The organism is Flavobacterium anhuiense (assembly GCF_900101855.1).
GTDB classification, from domain to species: Bacteria; Bacteroidota; Bacteroidia; order Flavobacteriales; family Flavobacteriaceae; genus Flavobacterium; species Flavobacterium anhuiense.
Window position 1 is genome coordinate 331,534 of sequence record NZ_FMVC01000005.1, and the last position, 20,351, is coordinate 351,884.

General features: G+C 33.5%; 19 protein-coding genes. 10 read left to right on the forward strand and 9 right to left on the reverse strand.

Features of this window, described 5'->3' with window-relative positions; translation table 11 throughout:
* Position 1 precedes the first annotated feature (1 nt).
* The 10 genes from BLP44_RS15245 (at position 2) to BLP44_RS15290 (ending at position 10,131) form a co-directional block, all read left to right on the forward strand.
* Positions 2–1,030 (forward strand): tail fiber protein, encoded by a 1,029-nt coding sequence (locus tag BLP44_RS15245; RefSeq protein ID WP_091134212.1) that lies wholly within the window; start codon positions 2–4, stop codon positions 1,028–1,030.
* 14 nt (positions 1,031–1,044) lie between these two features.
* On the forward strand, positions 1,045–1,974 hold the full coding sequence (locus tag BLP44_RS15250; RefSeq protein WP_091134214.1) for a tail fiber protein: 930 nt from the start codon (positions 1,045–1,047) through the stop codon (positions 1,972–1,974).
* Between the two features lie 179 nt (positions 1,975–2,153).
* Positions 2,154–3,917 (forward strand): hydroxysqualene dehydroxylase, encoded by a 1,764-nt coding sequence (locus tag BLP44_RS15255; RefSeq protein WP_091134216.1) that lies wholly within the window; start codon positions 2,154–2,156, stop codon positions 3,915–3,917.
* A 6-nt stretch (positions 3,918–3,923) separates the two neighbouring features.
* On the forward strand, positions 3,924–5,102 hold the full coding sequence (locus tag BLP44_RS15260) for a sensor histidine kinase (RefSeq protein ID WP_091134217.1): 1,179 nt from the start codon (positions 3,924–3,926) through the stop codon (positions 5,100–5,102).
* Between the two features lie 5 nt (positions 5,103–5,107).
* Positions 5,108–5,758, forward strand: a complete 651-nt coding sequence (locus tag BLP44_RS15265; RefSeq protein WP_091134219.1) for a response regulator — start codon at positions 5,108–5,110, stop codon at positions 5,756–5,758.
* 325 nt (positions 5,759–6,083) lie between these two features.
* Entirely contained in the window at positions 6,084–7,409 is a 1,326-nt protein-coding gene (locus BLP44_RS15270) for a hypothetical protein (RefSeq protein WP_139159211.1), read from the forward strand.
* An 85-nt stretch (positions 7,410–7,494) separates the two neighbouring features.
* A complete protein-coding gene (locus BLP44_RS15275) occupies positions 7,495–8,244 on the forward strand; it encodes a matrixin family metalloprotease (protein WP_091134224.1) in 750 nt (249 codons plus the stop codon).
* Positions 8,245–8,378: 134 nt separating this feature from the next.
* A complete protein-coding gene (locus tag BLP44_RS15280; protein ID WP_091134227.1) occupies positions 8,379–8,804 on the forward strand; it encodes a hypothetical protein in 426 nt (141 codons plus the stop codon).
* 241 nt (positions 8,805–9,045) lie between these two features.
* Positions 9,046–9,456: a hypothetical protein gene (locus tag BLP44_RS15285; RefSeq protein ID WP_091134229.1), complete on the forward strand. Its 411-nt coding sequence runs from the start codon at positions 9,046–9,048 to the stop codon at positions 9,454–9,456.
* A gap of 21 nt (positions 9,457–9,477) precedes the next feature.
* Positions 9,478–10,131 carry a hypothetical protein gene (locus BLP44_RS15290; protein ID WP_139159212.1) on the forward strand — a complete coding sequence of 218 codons (654 nt, stop codon included), beginning with the start codon at positions 9,478–9,480 and terminating at the stop codon, positions 10,129–10,131.
* A gap of 125 nt (positions 10,132–10,256) precedes the next feature.
* On the opposite strand, the gene BLP44_RS15295 is transcribed toward BLP44_RS15290, so the two are convergent.
* The 9 genes from BLP44_RS15295 to BLP44_RS15335 all read right to left on the reverse strand — a co-directional run bounded on the left by BLP44_RS15295 (position 10,257) and on the right by BLP44_RS15335 (position 20,324).
* Positions 10,257–10,715 carry an RNA methyltransferase gene (locus BLP44_RS15295; RefSeq protein WP_091134234.1) on the reverse strand — a complete coding sequence of 153 codons (459 nt, stop codon included), beginning with the start codon at positions 10,713–10,715 and terminating at the stop codon, positions 10,257–10,259.
* A 137-nt stretch (positions 10,716–10,852) separates the two neighbouring features.
* On the reverse strand, positions 10,853–13,126 hold the full coding sequence (locus BLP44_RS15300; RefSeq protein WP_091134236.1) for an eCIS core domain-containing protein: 2,274 nt from the start codon (positions 13,124–13,126) through the stop codon (positions 10,853–10,855).
* Between the two features lie 44 nt (positions 13,127–13,170).
* A complete protein-coding gene (locus BLP44_RS15305) occupies positions 13,171–13,731 on the reverse strand; it encodes an HNH endonuclease (RefSeq protein ID WP_066034451.1) in 561 nt (186 codons plus the stop codon).
* A 52-nt stretch (positions 13,732–13,783) separates the two neighbouring features.
* Positions 13,784–14,563: a GH-E family nuclease gene (locus tag BLP44_RS15310; protein ID WP_091134238.1), complete on the reverse strand. Its 780-nt coding sequence runs from the start codon at positions 14,561–14,563 to the stop codon at positions 13,784–13,786.
* 28 nt (positions 14,564–14,591) lie between these two features.
* On the reverse strand, positions 14,592–15,167 hold the full coding sequence (locus tag BLP44_RS15315; protein ID WP_091134240.1) for a hypothetical protein: 576 nt from the start codon (positions 15,165–15,167) through the stop codon (positions 14,592–14,594).
* Positions 15,168–15,173: 6 nt separating this feature from the next.
* Positions 15,174–16,541, reverse strand: coding sequence for an ATP-binding protein (locus BLP44_RS15320; protein WP_091134241.1), 1,368 nt, complete (start codon positions 16,539–16,541; stop codon positions 15,174–15,176).
* Positions 16,531–17,454: a hypothetical protein gene (locus tag BLP44_RS15325; protein ID WP_091134243.1), complete on the reverse strand. Its 924-nt coding sequence runs from the start codon at positions 17,452–17,454 to the stop codon at positions 16,531–16,533. The genes BLP44_RS15320 and BLP44_RS15325 overlap by 11 nt, the downstream gene beginning before the upstream one ends.
* Before the next feature lie 68 nt (positions 17,455–17,522).
* Positions 17,523–18,362, reverse strand: coding sequence for a hypothetical protein (locus BLP44_RS15330; RefSeq protein WP_091134246.1), 840 nt, complete (start codon positions 18,360–18,362; stop codon positions 17,523–17,525).
* A gap of 12 nt (positions 18,363–18,374) precedes the next feature.
* Positions 18,375–20,324 carry a hypothetical protein gene (locus BLP44_RS15335; RefSeq protein ID WP_139159213.1) on the reverse strand — a complete coding sequence of 650 codons (1,950 nt, stop codon included), beginning with the start codon at positions 20,322–20,324 and terminating at the stop codon, positions 18,375–18,377.
* Between the last annotated feature and the right edge of the window lie 27 nt (positions 20,325–20,351).

Here is a 20,351-nt window from a genome sequence, read left to right on the forward strand (position 1 = left end):
AATGAAACTTAAAATTTTATTACTGCTTTTATCTTTCCAAATAGGTTTTTCTCAAAATACATTTCCATATCCTGAAAATGCTAGTATTGGAATTGGCACCGTTACTCCACAAGCAAAATTACATGTCAATAATGGAGACAATTCGTATGGTACTATTTTGGCCAACAGTAACGAAGCTGCTTTTTCATTGTATGCAAAGTCTTTGTTTACGCAACCTATTTATACCGAATCATTTAGGCTTGGATTGAAATACAATGATGTTGAAAATAATGGCTTTATTTCATTTTATAGAGGTGCGTCTGTAAATGGCGGTTTTTTAGGTTTTTCTACTAATGGAGAAGAAAGAGTGAGTATTATTACTAATGGAAATGTTGGTATCGGAACAAAAACTCCTGAAAGCAGATTATCGGTTGCAGGCTCTTTAACAATAAATGGCAGCCTTAGTAATACTTTACAGAGACCATTGATTACGGCTGGTACTTTAGAAAATGGAGAAATTAGAGGATATAGTGGAGCAGGAAATGCATACGATGATGGTTTTTTAAGATTATCTGCAGGAGCTGGAACATCTTCATATGTTAAATCATTTATTGACCTGTCTGGTTATTCAACAGTTCCGGATATGAATGGTAATATAATTTTTGGAACTTATGGCTCTGAAAGAATGCGTATTGATAGAAATGGTTATGTTTCAATTGGTACAAAAGCTCCAGACGCACTATTAACAGTAAACGGAACAATTCATTCAAGTGAAGTAAAAGTAAATTTAAATTTTCCTGCTCCAGATTATGTTTTTAAAGAAGATTACAATTTGAGATCTCTGCAAGATGTTGAAAATTATATTAAAGAGAACAGTCATTTGCCAGAAATTCCTTCAGCAAAAGAGTTCGAGAAAAACGGAATAAATGTTTCTGAAATGAACATGGCTTTATTGAAAAAAATAGAAGAATTGACTTTGTATGTAATTGAAATGAAAAAAGACATTTCTATGCTAAAACAAGAAAATGAATTGCTTAAAAGTACAAAATAAACCTAATCATAAATATGAAGAAATATTATCTTATTCTTTTCTTACTTTCTGTTGCGTTTGGAAGTGCTCAGAATTATAGCAATATTGTAAATTATTCAATTAATGGTACTCCCGTAAATGGTGTTAAGATAAAAACCAATTTGCCTTTTAAAGTAGATTCACAAATGCCAACAATAACGATTTCTGGTTTTAATTATGGAAGTAGTGAACCAATAAGGTTAATGCTAGTATATTACATATGGTACACAGGGGTAAATATTGAAGACAGCTCTACATATTATTTTTATGAGCCTAAAATGTCTTCCTCAGGAAGTTATACACCCCAAGTATTTTTATCAGTTGAAAATGGGAAAGTGGTAATTTTTATAAACGATAAGTCATATTTTCAGAGATTTACTGTAAGTGCTTACGCTCAAGGAATGCAGGAAACTAGTAGCTGGTTTCAGGGATGGACGGTTGTTGATGAGCCGATGACCGGAATTAAAACAGTTGAAGTTCCATATCAGAATAGATTTAAAGGAAATGTTTATTTATCTGGAGGAAGTATTTGGAATTCGGCTGGAAATGTTGGAATAGGTACAGAAAATCCAGATGCAAGATTGACCGTAAATGGAACTATCCATTCTAAAGAAGTAAAAGTTGATACAAGTATTCCTGTACCAGATTATGTTTTTAAAGAAGATTACAATTTGAGATCTCTTCAAGATGTTGAAAATTATATTAAAGAGAACAGTCATTTGCCAGAAATCCCTTCAGCAAAAGAGTTTGAGCAAAACGGAATAAAGGTTTCTGAAATGAATATGTCTTTATTAAAGAAAATAGAAGAATTGACTCTTTATGTAATTCAACAAAATAAAAAGATTTATGAATTGCAGCAGGAAAATAAAAAGTTGACGGATTTAGAAGCAAGATTTCAGAAATTTGAAAATGCAATAAAGAATTGAGACAGTTTTAATCGAAGAAAAAGCTATAAATTATTTTCTTTTGAATTCTAAATTATTTTGGGCGTTATAATCAGGTGTTTTTACGTGACTGTATTTTATTTTAATGAAATACATTTACTTGAATAATGATTTTGGTGTAATTGACTTAATCATGACTAAAATCATACAAAACGCTCCAAATGAATGAGAATGAAAGACACGTAATTATTATTGGCGGTGGAGTTGCAGGAATGAGTGCCGCTCATGAACTTGTTGAGCGCGGATTTAAAGTCACTGTATTTGAGCGCCAAGAAAAACTTTGTGGTGGAAAAGCCAGAAGCATTCCAATAAATGGTACAGCAACATCTCCAAGTAAAGAATTACCTGGTGAACATGGTTTTCGTTTTTTTCCTGGTTTTTACAAGCATATCATTGATACAATGAAGCGTATACCTTTTAAGGGAGATTTAGATGAAAAATGCGTTGCAGATAACTTAGTTGACTGCCCAAATATGATGATGGCAAGAGCAAATACAATTCCTATTGTTTTACCAAGCCACCTGCCTCGTTCAATAAAAGGAATTAGAGATTTACTTGAAAAAATCAAAATCTTTGATACAGGATTAAGCGAAGAAGAAAAAAAATTAATTGCTTTAAAATTATGGCAGCTACTAACAAGCTGTAAAGATAGACGCTTTAATGAGTATGAGCGTACTGGATGGTGGGAATTTACTGAAGCAGCAGTACATAGTGAAGCTTATAGGACAGTCTTTGTTGACGGTCTTACTAGAACTTTAGTTGCTGCAAAAGCCGAAACTTGCAACACTAAAACGAATGGAGATATTTTAGTGCAATTAATGTTCAATATGGTGGATCCAACAAGGCATACCGATAGGATTTTGTCAGGACCAACAAATGAGAAATGGCTTACTCCTTGGTTAGATTACCTAAGATCAAAAAATGTATGCTTTAATTTTGCAAGCGAAGCAATAGATTTTGAGGTTAAAGAAAGAAAAATAGCATCTGTTAAGATCAAAAAAGATGATTTGATATCGAGCCATGAAGCAGACTATTTTATCTGTGCAGTCCCAGTTGAAAGGGCAGCTCCAATTTTAAATCAACGACATTTATTAGAGTTAGATCCCAATTTAAAATTTACCGATACACTTAAAAAATCTGTCGCATGGATGAATGGAATACAGTTTTATTTAAGAGAAGACGTAAAAATTGTTGATGGGCATATCATTTTATCAGATAGCCCTTGGTCGTTAACAGCAATTTCGCAAGCGCAATTCTGGAATGTAAGTCTTTCTGATTATGGCGATGGTAAAGTAAAGGGAATAATATCTGTAGATGTAAGCAATTGGGAAAAAAATGGATTGCTGGTGAATAAACCTGCAAATAAGTGTAATAAATGTGAAGTTATACTCGAAGTTTGGTACCAGCTAAAAATATCTTTCAATACACCAGTAGCTATATTAGAAGATGAAAACTTGTTTATGGCTTTTATTGATGATTCAATAATATTTAGCGAAGATCTTTTTGATGAAGAAAAAAGAAAATCGAACTGTGATATAAACACGTTTGTGCCATATGGTGCAAATACAGTGATTGAAAATGAAGAACCGTTGTTGGTTAATGAAATTAATACTTGGTCAATTCGCAATGATTCTCGCACCTCAATTTCTAATCTTTTCTTAGCCTCAGATTATGTTAGGTCATTTACAGATCTTGCGACAATGGAAGGAGCTAATGAGGCTGCGCGCAGAGCAACAAATAACATTATAGACGTTAGCGGAAGTAAAGCGAAGTATTGTAAAATATGGGATATTCATGAGCCTAAATGGTTATTATTCTCAAAGTATCTTGATAAAAGAAGGTATAAAAAAGGATTATCATGGAAATCTCATGAATTGTGGTGGGTAAAATTAATTAATTACATTATTTATTTGTTTAAAAAATAAATAGAGATGCTTAAAAGACTAACTTTATATTTTATTCCTTTAGAAAAGCAAGAACTGCCAGAAATATTATTAAAATATAAGTTGGTAGTGAACATAATCTTAATTACTTTTTTGTTCGACCTTGATTATGCGCTTATTACTGTAACGATTAAAATGAGTGAAGGTACCATAAGTTTAATTGCCGCTGCTATACTTCATTTGTTGCTGGTCTTTGCAATAAAGAGGAATGTTTCTCTCTTATTTATTGTTAATTTTTATGTTTTAATTGGTGTATCAGCAGTTTTTATTTCTATTTATTTCTCTGGAGGACTAAATTCACCTGTTTTGCCTTGGCTTGCAACATCACCTGTAGTTGCCTTACTTATGAATGGAAAAAAGACAGGACTAGTTTGGCTTTTTATTAATTCGGGGATAGCGTTATATTTTGGAATTTCTGATAGGTTAGGATATGCTTTCCCATTACATTATGACTTAGATTGGAAGAATTCGCTAGCGATAAATTGTTTAGTTGGATTGATTCTAATTGTGTTTTTTGTCTCTTTTGTATTTGAAAGCGGAAAAAATTCAGCATTCAAAAAATTGGCAGAGAATAGTATACTTCTAGCAGAAGAAAAACGAAAGAATGCTTTTCATGAAATTTCGCAAGAAATTCATGATGGCGTAGGTCAGACATTGTCTATCATTAAACTCAATCTTCATTTATTAGAAAAGATAAAAGATGAATCTGGCGGAAAACTTAATGAGACAGTTGAGCTTGTAACAAAAGCTATCGTCGATCTTCGCAATATTTCCAACCATCTATATAGTGAAAATCTTCATAGCTTCAATCTTGAAAATGCATTAAATGATGATCTCACTTTAATTAAAAATATTGGAACTCACTCTGTTTTGCTTAATATAACGGGTAAACCCAATCTTGATCCCAAAACTTCTTTCACAATGTATCGTATAGCCAAAGAAGGTTTAAATAATATCTTGAAACATGCCAATGCAACATCTATAACAATTACTTTAGATTACTCAAATCAGTTTAGTATGATGATACAGGATAACGGAGTCGGAATTTCATATAAAAATGAAAATGGACAAGGTATTGCTAGTATGCGTGATAGAATAAGTTTGCTTGGAGGATACATGTCGATTGAGAATTCAGGTGGCGGAACGATATTAAAACTGTTAATATAACATCCATGGAGACTAATAATCAGGATTTGCTTATTGCACTAGCAGATGATCAGCAGCTTTTTTTGCGATCTTTGGCAACGCTTATTGATGGTTTTGATGGAAAAAAAGTAATCATGGAGGCATTGAATGGAAAGGATCTTCTCAGTCAATTAGAGATTACGTTACTGCTTCCTCATATTATACTGATTGATGTCAATATGCCTATTATGAATGGAGAGGAAACGGCTCTATTGCTATCAAAAAAATATCCTGATATAAAACTTGTTGCTCTTTCTATGAAAGATGATGATCGCACTATCATAAAAATGATAAAGGCTGGCTGCTGCTCCTATCTTTTAAAAGACATTCACCCTAATGAATTGGATAAAGCATTAACAGAGATCAATAATAATGGCTATTATAATAGCGATACTATTAACAAGAATCTTAGACGATTGCTGTGTCATGATGAAGCGGAATTAAAATTATCAGCAAACGAACAGTTATTCTTACATCATGCTTGCAGTGATATGACTTATAAAGAAATCGCTTCGAAAATGTGCCTTTCAGAAAAGACAATTGATGGTTACCGTGAAGCTATCTTTGTTAAATTAAATGTGAAAAGCCGTGTTGGTATGGCTTTAGAAGCAGTTCGCCTGCAGCTAATTTCGCTATAATTCAAAAAACAGGAATTTTCCCCCTTCCTGACCGGAAATCTCCCCGAAATCAATTTTCATTCACACTGTATTTTAGCTATGTAATTCTTTAGGATAGATAAAGTAGCATTGATAATTGTGCTAAATAATGCTTTGTAGAAACGGAATAGAAATATGTTGAGTTTACGAATTTAAAATTTGATGGTTAAACTTAGTGTTACTTCTTGAATTACGCATTACTATATTTTATTGAATCTAGTAAAGAAACTAATTTTTTTATCGATGCGATGGACAATATTTATTTCATTGATTATCTAACTATTAATAACCCTTTAAGACCCCAATTATGAAAAATTTATTTCTCATTGTGCTATTTTTTTTTAGTCTTGCAATGTTTGGACAAAAAGATTCGACTTACATGAAGAGCATGATTAAAAAATACTACGATGCTATTCGAGATCCAAAAGAAGAGAGCGATAATGCTCATAAAATATCTAATGACTTTGATAATGAGAAGTTTAAAAAGAGTATATATGTGCCTAAAATTATTTCTTTTAAAGAGTTAGAAACAAGCACAAGTTACATAGATGCTCGTGTAAGGCAGAAAAGTAATAAAAACAACAAAATATTATTAACACCTTCAGCATCAAATGCATTTTTTGCATCAGAAGTATCAAGTTATGTGACATCTTCAAAAGATCTTACTTTTCAAAAAGCATATGCTGTTTTAAATACGGCTGACAAAACCTTGTTTTTGGGCGGGACATTTGATACTCGAGATAAAGAAACGGATGCTGTTAGTCATTTAATTACCACGGGAATTAAAGCAAAAGTTGATGATGATTTTTCAGCAATTTATAAAAATGGAAAATTGCAAAATGATTTAGGGGTTAGTCTAAAGTATCATTACATATGGAATGGAAGTATTTATTATGAGGATGAACAACAAGAAGAAAAAATAAATTCTTTTAGAGTTAATGTAATTGAGAAACTGGTCAATGAAAGTATTTATGATAATCCATCGGACAATAAAGCCGAAATAGATTTTTATAAAAAGATTGCGGAAGAAGAAATTGATTATTTGAGAAAATTTAGATTATACAGCTTAAGTACTGATTATTGGATTTCTATTGAGACCTACATGCCTGTCTCACCACGTCAGTATGAATTGTTGCCTGATATATCGACGACGGAAAGTAAAAAAGAAAATTTTTATCCTTGGTACATTACTGCTGGTTTTACAAAATATTGGAAATGGAGTAGTGGACAATCATGTTATATCAGCGGATTTGGCAATGTCAAAAATAATAATAACATAGAAACAGAAGCACTTACGAAATATACTCTTCCTATATATAGTCCGGATAACAGTTCTTTGATAGAAGATAATAAAACTGTTTATGGAGGTGATTTTAAACAATTTATAACTCCCTCTTTGAGCGCTGAATTTGTAAGCTTTTTTGTTTTAGAAGGAACATTTGGTTTTAGTTCAGGAGTTGATAAAACTTTTGGAGAATACGATACTTTGAATTGGAAATTGGGAATACCATTTAGCTTAAAGGATAAAGATGAAAAACCGTCCGTTAATTTTGAAGTTGTATGGAAAGAAGTTAATAAAGATCATTTTGTAGGAATTAATGTAGGATTCACTTTTGGAAAATTCATTCAATAAACTGATGATTTTAAAAGACAGTGGAAAAAGTAAATCATAATAATTTTAAATTGATTATGTAAAGGTCTAACTAAAATATATTAAAATGAAAACAACAGAATCAGAATTAAAATCAGCTTTCGATTTAGATGCTACTACATTTTTGCCTGCTAAAGAATTTAGGCATATATACAACAAAAAAGTAATTTGTGTAACCGATTCTAAAGGATATGCCGAACCAAATAATCAAGATCCAGCTAAAATTAGGGTGGATGCTACAGATGGATTTATACCTCTTTGGGATTTAGGCGTAAGCTTAAATTGGAGATTTAGTAAATCTTTTGATACCTATTTTAAAAATCCCGAAGCAGCTAAACATGGAGTAAGAAAACTTTTTGGAGAAGCAATATTAGCTTGGAAAGATTCATGTCCAGTTAAATTTAGAGAAGTTAGAGATGCTTGGGATTTTGAAATTAGTATGCATCGTGAAGATTGTGATAACACAGGTTGTGTATTAGCTTCAGCTTTCTTTCCTGGTGCTGGTCAGAATACATTTTACATTTATCCAACTATGTTTCATCAGTCATATCAAGAGCAAATAGAGACCATTATACATGAAATGGGGCATATTTTTGGTTTGAGACATTTCTTTGCAAACATAACCGAAAGTAGATGGAGAAGTGAGCTTTTTGGTACGGATAGTCCTTTTTCAATTATGAATTATGGTGACAAAAGCAAGCTAACAGACATTGACATCGAAGATCTAAAACGTTTATACCAACTTGTATGGAGTAACCAATTAATTGAAATTAACGGCACACCGATTAAGAAGTTTATTTCGTTCCATATGGTTTAGATTATGCAAGTAGATCGAGATTATTAGAATAGTTTTATGAAAGTGTTTTGGTAACTAGTTGTGCAATAATTTGTTATGGGTGAAAGCTTTAAATTGAGTAATAAATAAAATTTAGAAACAAATACTAAAATATTATGGAAAAAATAGCTTCAAATTCGTTTGCGGAATATCGTTCTGCATTATTCACTTCAAATCCTTTTAAGATAGGATTTCTTTTAAATGATGTTATTCATAATCCAGATTCGGCTATTCTTGTGGAGCCAGTCAAGAACGAATATTGGATTTTTTATACAGGTGACGCTTCATTTCCTGAGGAGAAACACAATGACATTAAACATTTTCAAGCAGAGAAAATTCAAAATGAAGTTTTATCAATAAATGATAATTCAGTTGATACTGGTCAATGGTTGTCAGAAATGGTTAAGATAGAACCTGGCGAGTTTTTTGTTCCTACTATTTGTGCAGCTATTAATAAGATAAAAAATAAAAATAGCATTAGAATAGCAATAGAACAAGGTGAAGGTTTTAATCGCAAACTATATTTTTATTATAAAAAATAAGAAATCTAGGCATTATTTATTTTTTATAATTCTTAATTCATCAAAATCTTTTAGCTAAAAGATGCATATAATTTTTCAGTGAAACTTATACATTTTCTATAGCCTATTAGAAAGGTATTTATTTGGCATTGGCTTTAATTATTTAAAAAAAAGATTACTTGAGTTAATAGAAAATTTAGATAATCTTAGATATTATATTGAAGAGGGATTAAGGTAAAAAAATAACGGATAACAAAAAAATATGAAAAAAATTGATTTAAACGACCCTAAACTAAAAGGTAAGTATTATGATGTTAATGATGAGGGAACTGAATTTTCCATACCTCCAAGAGATTTTTTGGATTTAGGAATAGAAAAAGTTGATGAAGATTTAAGCTTATTTGTTTGTAATAGTACAGGATGTAGTAATCAAGTTAAAATTACAGACAGAGGCAATGCAGAATATGCATGGTACTATTTAGATAATCTTTCTGAAACTGATGCAACTATTACCATTGAAAGAAGATGGATATACGAAGGTTCATGGCGTCGTGAAACAGCACAATGTCGATTATATCCTGGAGAAATAAGAGAAGTTTTTAGCTTTCCTAGAAATCAGAACCCTATGTGTTGTATTACTGTTTGTTCTCTCACAAACGTAAATAATAAATAATTTATAGTTTTAAATTTAAAAATGAAAAAAAATATTTTTTTACTGATTTTGTTCTGTACTATTAATCTTTGTGCCCAGACATCTATAAACCTTTATAAAGGAGCATGGAGTACTGTAAATCCAAATAAAACTACAATTATATGTAACTCGGCAGTTTCTAGCCGGATTTATAGAATAACTAATGGAACAATGAGCGCTGATAATGTATTTGATGACTATACTATATTAGTTGATGGCATCGAGTTGCCGAGAAGATTTATGGAAGGAGGAGGAGTTGTTGTAGAAGGTAAACGAGTTGAATTAAGGCAAAATGGTGTAAGCACGGTATCGATCGGAGTATGGGAAATTATTCAGAAACAAGTTGTCGAAGCTATTGCAAGTACTTGGGCAGCGAAACCTGAGCTGAATAAAGAGCTTTTAGTTGCAGACTTGAAAACAGCTCAAGAATTTCAATTTTCAGTAAATTCAGAGTTTATTGGATGCAAGCAAAATTTTATAGAAGTAGCTGTTGATGGAAATACAGTTAAAGATAATGATGGGAGACCAGTCAATTTTGCCGCTTCTAGTTCATTTCTAGGCGAAGGAAAACGAATAACTATTAAAGTTTCAGGTCAATGTTCTGCTAACAACAGTTTTGTATCTGGATCACTTTTGCTAAGAAAAATAGAGCACTGATATTTAATTCTTTGTTTGAAAGAAATTAATTTGAAAGAATTGTTATAAAAATAAAATAGGTGACGCATTTATTTTGTGAAAGTGAACTTAACATGTATGCTTCTCCATATTTTAAACTTTTTATTTTAAGAACGCGGTTTAGACAAATTTCTATCGTACATAACAATAGTTCCTGCCACGGCAACATTCAAACTTTTTTCCGATTTAAACTTTACTAAATGATGGCATTTTTCCATTACTTTTTTGGATAAGCCATGATCTTCTGCGCCCAATATATAAACACACCGTCTAGGATGTTCGAATGTTTCCAGATCAGCAGCTTTTTCAGATAATTCAACGCCAACTAATCTTGCTCCTTTAGGTAAGTTCTCAAAAAAAGCTTCAAACGTATCGTAATGAAAATAAGGAATTGCTTTTACTGCGTCGTGTGTATCGCAGGCTTGTTTGGCATATCGATTTCCAATGGTAAATATAAAAGTAGCCCCTAAGTTTTGAGCTGATCGCCATAAAACACCTAAGTTTTCTGGCGTCTTACCATTTTGTATTCCTATGCCGAAGTATTCATTTATAAAATTATCATTCATACGGGCAAAAGTACAAACTGTAGGTTGATAAATCAATTTTTGTTTAGAAGAAAAGAAGCCTTTTAATTCTAAAATAGTTGTAATTTGATGGCTCTATTGTTGCCTTTTATCAGAAGAGTTGGTTTTACTTTTAGATATTAATCTCCATCTGTTTGATCGGCAGTAATAGCCGATTGATTAAGCCAATCAAGCTTGCCTTTAACAGCTTTAACTTTGCTATGATTTGCAGCAAGTTTTTGATCAGCTTTTGTTTTTACTTTTTCATCTTCATTACCAATTATATGCTGATGAGTAATTTCTCGATCGGCCTGTATTTTTTTTATATTTTCTTCTGTTTTTTGAATTTCCAAAGGTAAAACTTCAAGACGGTCAAGTGGTGCTTTAGCATGTAGTAATTTAAGATTCAGGTCAGTTGCAGATTTTTCAGCCTTTTGAAATTCAGCTTTAGCTAGCTCCAATTGTACTTTAATCTCTTTACCATTTGCTTTATCATATGCTTGTTTATAAGCATATTTTGAACTCAGGTCTTTAAGTGCACGTTCGTTGAAACTTTGACCAGGCTCCCAGCCTGTTTGTGTCAACGTATCTCCACGAAAAGTTACTGGTATTCCTGGTTTAGGTTTTCTGGTTTTTGTTCCTACTACGACAATATCATTCAGGATTTTTTGTTTAGTACTTTCTAAATTTTCTATGGCATTTTGAACTTCTTGCTCCATATCCTTTAAAAGTTTTTCTGTGCGAATGCTTTCCTGTTTAGCTGATTCATATTCCTGTTCTGCTCGTGCAAGTTCCTTTTTGAAACTTTCTTCTTTTACATAAGGGGTTAATTTTTGCATTTCCTGGCGTAATGAGTCAAGGTGGCTATTTGCGGCCTGTATTTCTGCATCAAATTGTTTTATTTTTTTTCTACTGGCTCTAAGGTCTTTTTGAATAGTATTAAGCTTATTACGTTGTTTGGCATAGGTAGATAATTCAACTACATCTTCTGCTTCAGAGTCAGAATCATAGTTTAGTGAAGAAGGAGATTCTTTATCGATAGAATTTACTTTAGGTATGTCTCCATCAATAACTTCTTCACCCGTGAGTTCTTGAAATCGTGCTTTGTTTTTAGCTACAATTGTACTGGCTCGATACCCTACAAACAAGCCTCCATGTGTACCTCCAGAATAAAAACTCCAATCTTTAAGTTGCTTGCGAATTTCTTCATTCATAATTTTATGAGATGCATTGCAAGCAAAGCAGTCAGCAAGAGTACCACCTATATACACATCTTTTTCATTATACTTGCCATTTTTACGACGTTCCAGAATTGCTCCAGTGACTTTAAGTTCACCATGCATATTTTGAGTTTTATCAGATGGATTTGTAGAGGTTGGAACTACATAGATACCAGCAGTGCCACTATTGTATTTGGCTCCATTAATTACACCTGCATTGATAGCTATCATCAATCGTTTTAACTGTGATGAAACTTCCTCGTTAGTTTCTACTCCAGTCTCTTCATTTGTATATGCCCCTTCCAGTAAATTTTTAGTCTTGGCTATGTCTTTGGTGCGTCTATGTCCCGTGATTCTTTTGTCTGAAGAGCCAGCTAATGGATCTTCGTCATGAATTATATTCTTGAGTTTTGCAGCTACTGCTGCTAACTTTTTCTCCTCTTCTAAACTTTCCTGATTGACACTCAAGACAAGTGTATTATCATCCAAAGCTACAGCAACGTGAACATTGGTTTTGGTTGCAAGAATTCTTCCTATTCGGTCTATCATTCGCTCAAAGCGTGTCAAATTTTTACGTGGAACTGCATGATGATGCCCTTTAGTGGTAGACGCTGGATCTGCAGGTGATTTATAGCTTTGAGATCTACCGTGAGTAGAAGGTGGAACCAAACCATGTTCTTCGTCTTCATTGAGCTGTGCAACGGTTGTCTTAGTTGGTTGATTTTGAGAGAGTAAAAAAGGTTTGGTTATTTGCTTTGTCTGCAAAGCCTTAGCCCCCATAACATCAGCCTCCTTTTCCAAACCTTTGTCATCATTTACATTCACTTTACCTTTCATCTGTAAAGTAGGCTTTACTCGCCCTTGTTTTTGCTGTACCACATGCCAGGCTTCATGAGGCAAATGTTTTTCTTGTCCGGAAGCTAGATGAATATTTGTTCCTTGCGCATAGGCATGAGCATTAAGTTGAGCAGGTTTGTCTGAGTTATAATGTACTTTAACATCATCCATAGAATGACCAGAGAGCTTTTCTATGCCTGATTTTAAATTGTCTGGCAAGCCAGTATTATTGACTTTTTTTTGTAAAACAGAAACGGGACGATTGTCCTGAAGTTCTCTTGCCTTATTTTGAATAACTTTTTCGTCAGAACTATTTGCGGCAGATTGCGTTTTCGTTTTATGAGTTGAATATTCCATAAAAACCAATTTTAATTGCTATTAGTTATTGCTAGATTTAAGTTTTATCTTCTTTTCTTACTTGGTCTGCGCATATAATTTTTTGCAATTTTTTTTCTATGCAGTGCATGATATTTCTTGAAACCTGTTACTCCTACATTTGCTCTGTTTCCTCTTGATGTATTGCATGTTCCGCAAAAAATTCTGCCATTTCTCATGTTATTTTTACCGCCTTTTGATGCAGGTTGTATGTGATCAACGTGAAATTGTCCATCGCCCATTCTCCTTCCTTTAAAGGTAGCATAGTGTATTTTTTTGTGTTGGAATCCACAATTAGTGCAGGTATGAAAACCTCCGTTACTCTTTTTATTTGCTGCTAATTTTTTTTCGCGTTGCTCTTTGGTGAAATTTATCCGTCCCAATTGCACAACATTAGAGTTAAAATTGGCAATCGCTTGATTAGATTTTAACTGTCTAACGGAAATATTGGTATTGGTTAAAGTTGACGACGAAACACGATTATCGGCCAACTGAAAAGTGTTGCCAATAGTATTTCTATTAGGAGTAAGACTGTTTGCCGCACCTTGATGATCATTTTCTTTTGGAACTTCACTATAGCGATTCATAATGCTTTCTTTTTATTAAAATTGCGATGAGGAATATAGTCGAATATAGTTTCTAAGCTATTATGCCAGAACCGCCTGATCCTGAATCAGGATCATAACGAAAATCTTTATAAAAACCTTTATTTTCAGGTTCATCATCTGGTGTGTGGTATCCGTCTTCTTCATCTTCACTTTCGTAACTCACTTTTTTCTTTTTCTCATATTTATGGCTTTCATTGCATTTTTTGCACAAGGCTCTTAGACGATCAGGATCATTATGATCTTCTCTTATTTCTGAATCAGTTGCACCTTTTGATTTCAAGTCGCGCTCACGTGGCGCCCATGGCGGATAATGGTCTAATGTTAAAGCCCGTAGTTCGTGAGGATTGCCACTTTGGCTTGTGTAGGCAAATCGGGTTAGTTCTAGTTTTTTGCTTCCTTTCTTTTTATAAGCAAGCGGTCTTCTGCAGCCAGGACAAGTATAAATTGCATCAAAATTGCTATTTACATTAGTACGTTCATGGGCAGTATGTTCGATAACGTGATCCCTTGTCTCATTAGGAATATGATATCTTTTTTGTTTTTTGGCTTGTGGTGGAACATAATCACCGCTGCCATCGTCGTCACTTTCCGAGTCTTGCCTTTTTCTTTTCTTCTGGTTCTTTTTTCCATCACCGCCTTTTAATTGTGTAACCGTGTTAGTGTTATCTGTTAATGTGTTCTCATGCAGTTTTTTCTGTACGATAGAATATTCCCGATTATCTTTTAATTGAGCTGTGTTTTTATTCTGAGTAGCATTTGCCGCAGCAATTGAGGCTATGTTTTCGGATATTTTTTTGTGTTGTTGCGTCATTTTCTTCTTTTTTGAATTGTATAACAGCTTATTCTTCCGAGTCTATTTGATCTTTAAACGATGTGACTTTTACAGGACCAATACCACCTAAATAATGGATTGCTGAACAAAAAGGATGATTTTGAATCATAGTTTTTAAGCTCTCAAGGTTTTGATCAAAATAGGGGAGTTTTACTTTTCTTCCTGTAATGAGCTTTATGAGATGATCATTTTCTAAAGGATAAATTTTAAAAAGAGGTTTTCGTGCAGCATAAAAAAGACTTTCGTCATCAGCAATAAAAGAAATTTCTCCACGGTTTTCTTTTAGTTTTTGCGGATTGGTTTTTAATAAATGAATAATCTTAGCCTCAATTTTACTCACCATTTCATCTACACTTTTTTCAGTAGTTTGTACAATCAAATAAAGATTTTGGCTCGTAATAAGATATCCGTTTATGAAAAAAAAGATTTTGTCGTCGAAGTCATTTAAAGCCATTGCAATGATGGTGTTGACATAATTGGAATCGAAATATTTTTTCCAGTTTCCAATTTTAAGCGTCACTTTATGACGGTGTAATTGTGGCGCAGCAACTGCAACTTTTTTTATATTTTCATCTTTTTTCATAATGCGTCAATTCATTTGAGTAACCATAAGGGTTTTGTTCTCCTTTTTAAATTCACGTCTAATGCCTTCCAATAAATCTTGCTGACCCACTATAGTTTCATTCTTCTGAATGGCAGCCAGAGCGCAAAAACGCAATACATTAATTATTGCGCCGCCAGCCAATTCATAGTTTTCGGCAATATTTTCGATATCAATAGCAGGATCAAGTTGACATTTTCCTGAAAAGGCTTTTTCCCACAATAGCATTCTTTCTTCGGCGGTTGGCATTGTAAAATGAATCATCGATTGAAACCTTCTCGAGAAAGCTTCGTCCATATTTTCTTTTAAGTTGGATGCTAGAATAACAACTCCAGGGAAATCTTCAATTCGTTGAAGTAAGTATCCCGTTTGCTGATTGGCGTGCCGATCGTTTGAAGAGGAAGCATTGGTTCTTTTTCCGAAAAGCGCATCGGCTTCATCAAAAAATAAAATCCAATCCTTATGTTGTGCGACATCAAATATTTTGGATAGATTTTTTTCGGTTTCACCGATATATTTTGAAACAATCATAGAAAGATCGACTCTGTATACTTCTCTGTTTGTACTTTTTCCGAGTAAAGTTGCCGTAAGCGTTTTTCCAGTTCCAGGAGGTCCGTAAAAAAGGGTTCGATAGCCAGGTTTTATTTTGTTTTCAAGACCCCATTCTTTCATAAGAGTTTCGCCATGATTAAGCCAAGCATTAATTTCCATGACCTGATTCATAACATGTTCTTCGAGAACCAAATCGTCCCAGTTTAAATTGGTCGAAATTTGTTGAGCTGGAAACGAAACACTATGTTCCAATTTAGGCAGAGTGCCCGTTATGAAAAAGTTTAGCCAGCGTTCATTAATCGAAAGAACCTGATTTAGAATGGGAACATTAGATTCTGAAGTTTCCAAAACCAAAACCTGTTCTTTGACAAGAATATTCGATGTGTTTAAAATGTTGAGCAATTCAATTCGTAATTCTGGATTAACAGCCGTAATCAAAAAGGAAAGCGTTTGGCCCGTAGGCAGAAAACCGCTGTGGTTTTTATTAACAACACCACCAAATTCAGTAAAACCACGATCATACATCGCATTTTTGCTAAAGAAAATATCTAGAACTTCAGGTTTAATCTGAGGCGCTAGAATCAAAGCAAGACAAAGCCGTTCGTAGAGATTCAAGTTCCATTCGGCTAATTTTTTATAATAAACACTTTCTTCAGTATCTTCATTGGCTTCAGGCAATGGAATATCTTGCCATCGGTTTTCGTGGCCTTCTTGAAGCAGATAACTGCAAATAACCTGATCGATTACCTTTTGCAGCCAATCCATTTCATTATACAAAACCAAAATATTGGAATTAGTTTCCATACGCTCCGAATAGTTTTTCTACATCGTCCAAATTAGCATCAGCCCATTTAAAATATAACAAGGCCGTATTAGGATTTAACTCATTGCATTGCAGCATATCCAAATAAAAACCTTGTGCATTTTGCATGATCATCTGAGTGTTGTAATCAGTGTCATTATGAAAATTAGAATCAAAAAAAGAATCTGTCCATGCGCTTACATTGTTTTCTCTGGCAATAAAATCACTAATGAAATACGATAGTTTTTCGTCTTGAACGACTAATTTTTTAGCCTTAAAATAAGCGGGTTTTCTTTTGGTTTCTCTATGATAATATTCAATATCTTTTGACTGGATTGTTTTGGTTTTAGAATGTCCAAAAATATCTGTCAGACCAAAGTTTTCTGCTTCGCAAGCCAATTCCAATTCTGCATTTGCTTCCCCAGCTGTAGCGAGAGTTGTATTTTTGGCTGTAGCACTTTCTGTTACCACATAAAGCTCTCTGAAAGAGTATAAAGTTTGGGTCAGTTTTATAATTAACTGCTGCTGGATTTCGTTCCAATTATTAATCTTTACAGATTCTGGTTCTTCGGCTTTAAAAATGAAACTTCCTTTATGGGCGAAAGCCAGTATTTGTTTGCTGAATTCAAAATCGCCTTCAATAGAACCATGCGCAAGAGATCGTCCAGAATAAGGTTTTGAAATGCCATCGCTAAAATTCCAATTGGCGTCATTTAATGCAATTACGCCACTAATATCTGCATCGTGATGCGATATAATGCCATTGCGATAAATGTTTCCCAAAAGAATGATTTCGCCATTTTTAATTTGGAAATAATCACCAGGAAAAAGACTTTTATTCAACGGTTTTGTAGGCAGAAATCCTCCTGTTTTTAAATAAAACTGTCTATAGAAATTCTTGTTAGTATAATTCATAACCTTAAAAAATTAGAATTAAAGTCCACTGAATGCAGGATTGAAAACAGTGGACATTTTAATTTGTCTTAAGAAGCATAAGCCGCAGCAGTTGCAGCAGCTAAACTAGATTGAAGCGACTGAAGTTTGATTTGCGCTTTGCTTAAATTGCTTGTTGCAATAACCAATTGTCTTCCAGTTTCGTCATTTGCAGTATTTGCTTTGTCATAAGCAATCTGAGCATTTTTATACGCATTGTATATTAATCCTCTAATCGAAGAATCAGAAGGGGATGGTGCAGGTAAAGTTGCTTCTAAAGACTTGCTATTTGTTAAAGTAAAATACAATTTAGCTGCCTGTTTAGTTTCTAGAGTAATTGCTTCTTCAGATTCAAGAACAGAAGCTTCTGCAGCCAATGTAGATTTTAAAGCAACAAGCGTAAGAGCAACGGCATTGTTTGCGTCTGTGCCTGCAGTGTTGATTCTGGTAATTAAATCATCAGAAATTAACGGATTAAGCGCTTTTTTGCGAATTACAAGATTAGACAGTTTATTAATTATTTCTACAGAATAAATTAATTTGCTAATCAAATCGCTAATCCAAATGCTCACTCTTTTTGAATCCTGAGTTGCAGTTGCCGTTTTTGAAAAGGCATTTTCTGAATTAAGTGCCAAATCGTATGCATTTTGAACAACTTGATCTATTAAGTTTTTATTGCTTAAAGCATGAGAACGATTACTTTCTGAAACCAATAAATAACCTTGATATCTCGTTGCTTTTTCATTCAGCGAGTTTACAATGGTTTGCTGCTGCTGTACAATTGCAGTTGCATCAACCACTTGATTTTTAATCAAGTCTAGTTCAGCTTTTTTCTTTTCTGTAATTCCGTATCTCTGCAAATTAGGACTTGGTGATAATATAGTTTCCATATAGTTCAGGTGTTAAATGGTTGATGATTTTGAAATTTCTTTTGTAGAATAAGGTATTGGCGTTGTGTTTTGCCAGTCAGAAAGACTGTTGGTGTATTTGGTTTTAGCGTTTTCACTGCCTTTGTAGTAAGACAACACAACAGGAATATAACTTTTATCCTCAATTAGCGGATTTCCAAAATTATCTGTAGTTGTAGTATCAATATGTACACTAAATTCTTGGCCAGAAGCCGCTTTGTGGTGTTTAGCACTCGTAAAGTTTCCAGCAGGAATGTTTTCTGCTAAATTTAAATTGAAGTAAAAAGCATTGCTGTTTTTAACTGGTTTAGGAGATTTCTCTTTAACCTCTTTCAGTTTAGCATTCAAATCTGTCAATTGGCTTTTTGCAATGCGTAATTTCTCTTTAGCATCGGCCAAAGCACTTTTCAGACTAAGGCTCTTTTGCTTATCCTGATCCGTTTCTTTATCTTTTTTAGCTCCGTCGGCATTAGCTTGACTAGCAGAATTGTTTAAAATTTCTATTTCTTCATTAAGAGATTTAATTTCTGCGTCTACAGCTTTAATTTCTTCTTCTAACTCCATTGTTTCAATTTTGTACTCTAGAGTTTCCAAATCTTCGTTTGTAGCAATATCATCAGGATAAGGCAAGAAGAAACATCTGTAATCAATTTCATTTGCTTTTAAAACGTCTTCTTTATCTACACTAAAAGTGATTTTAGACAAATCTTCAGATGCTTGCTCTCTAGAATTTGCTATATTCTTGGCCGTTTTTAAGGTATAAGTCAATGCAAACGTCTCAGAAGGAGCAGACAAATATTCATCAAACGTATTGATTTCTTTTTTGTAGTTTTCTGTAAAGATGATTAAAAGAAAGGCTACATAATTTTCGCCAAGCACAAGAGGATCATTGTCAGAATCTCTAAGTTCTTTGTAGACTATAGATGATTTATATTTTCCTTTGGCATCTGGATTCTGAGAAGCAGGAATACTTTTGCATTGAGCTGGATTGCCCACTAATAATTCTGCATTCGAAGCACTAAAAAAAGATTTTTTGCTGTCTTTTACCATAATGATATTATAGCTTAAAACAGGATTTGCCAATCCTTTGTTTTGTGTTCCAGGATCTCTGTCTTCTGGCGAAAAAGGACTTCTGTAAGCATCAAAATATACGCTAAAAGTGCCCGCTGCAGGATCAAACTGCTTTGGTACTTCTACAACCAAACTTTGGTTAAATAATGCATTGTTATAGTTATATGCTTTTTTAGAAGCATCATATTCTACTTCACTACACTTTATAGCACCTTCTGCAGCTCTTGTGGCAATACTTGCTTTAGCTTTTGTATCGTTATCTGCTGTTAGTACAGCAGTAGTTGCTGTTAAATCAGCAGTGGTTACCTGCAATAAATTATTGACAGAGGTATTCGTTAACTTAGCGCCGTCAGCAACTGTTGAGGTTGAAACTTCAGCAATCGAAGCTGTGGCTTCCATCGCAAATTGCGAAGTCTGTTCGGCAATATAAGCCGTTTTGTTAATCAGATTGTAAGCCTCAAGAGCCTGCTGGTAAATTTGAGTTCCATAATCTGCAGCATTGATAATGCTATAAATGCTTCCGATATCACTTGCCAGACGCACAATAGAATTTGACGCAATTTGAATGTTAGAGGCACAAACCGCCATATTGCTAAGGGCTTGTGTGACATACGTTTTTTGCTGATTTGCAGATAATAATAAGTTGTCTGCCATGTTCTTATTCTTAACAACTACATTATTTATATGTTGCTGTTCTTTGTACATTTTGGTTGTTGCATCGAGTTTTTCCTGCGCAACAATTTCAGCTCCCTCGGCATAATAAAGAGTAAACATTGAAGTGCTCAATTGTGAACTCAATTGTTTTTTGGTCATCTCCTGACTTTCTAATGATGACAATACACTAGAATGCAGATTTTCATTGTAACTGTTCATAATAGTTTTTTTAGTTGATTAATTTAT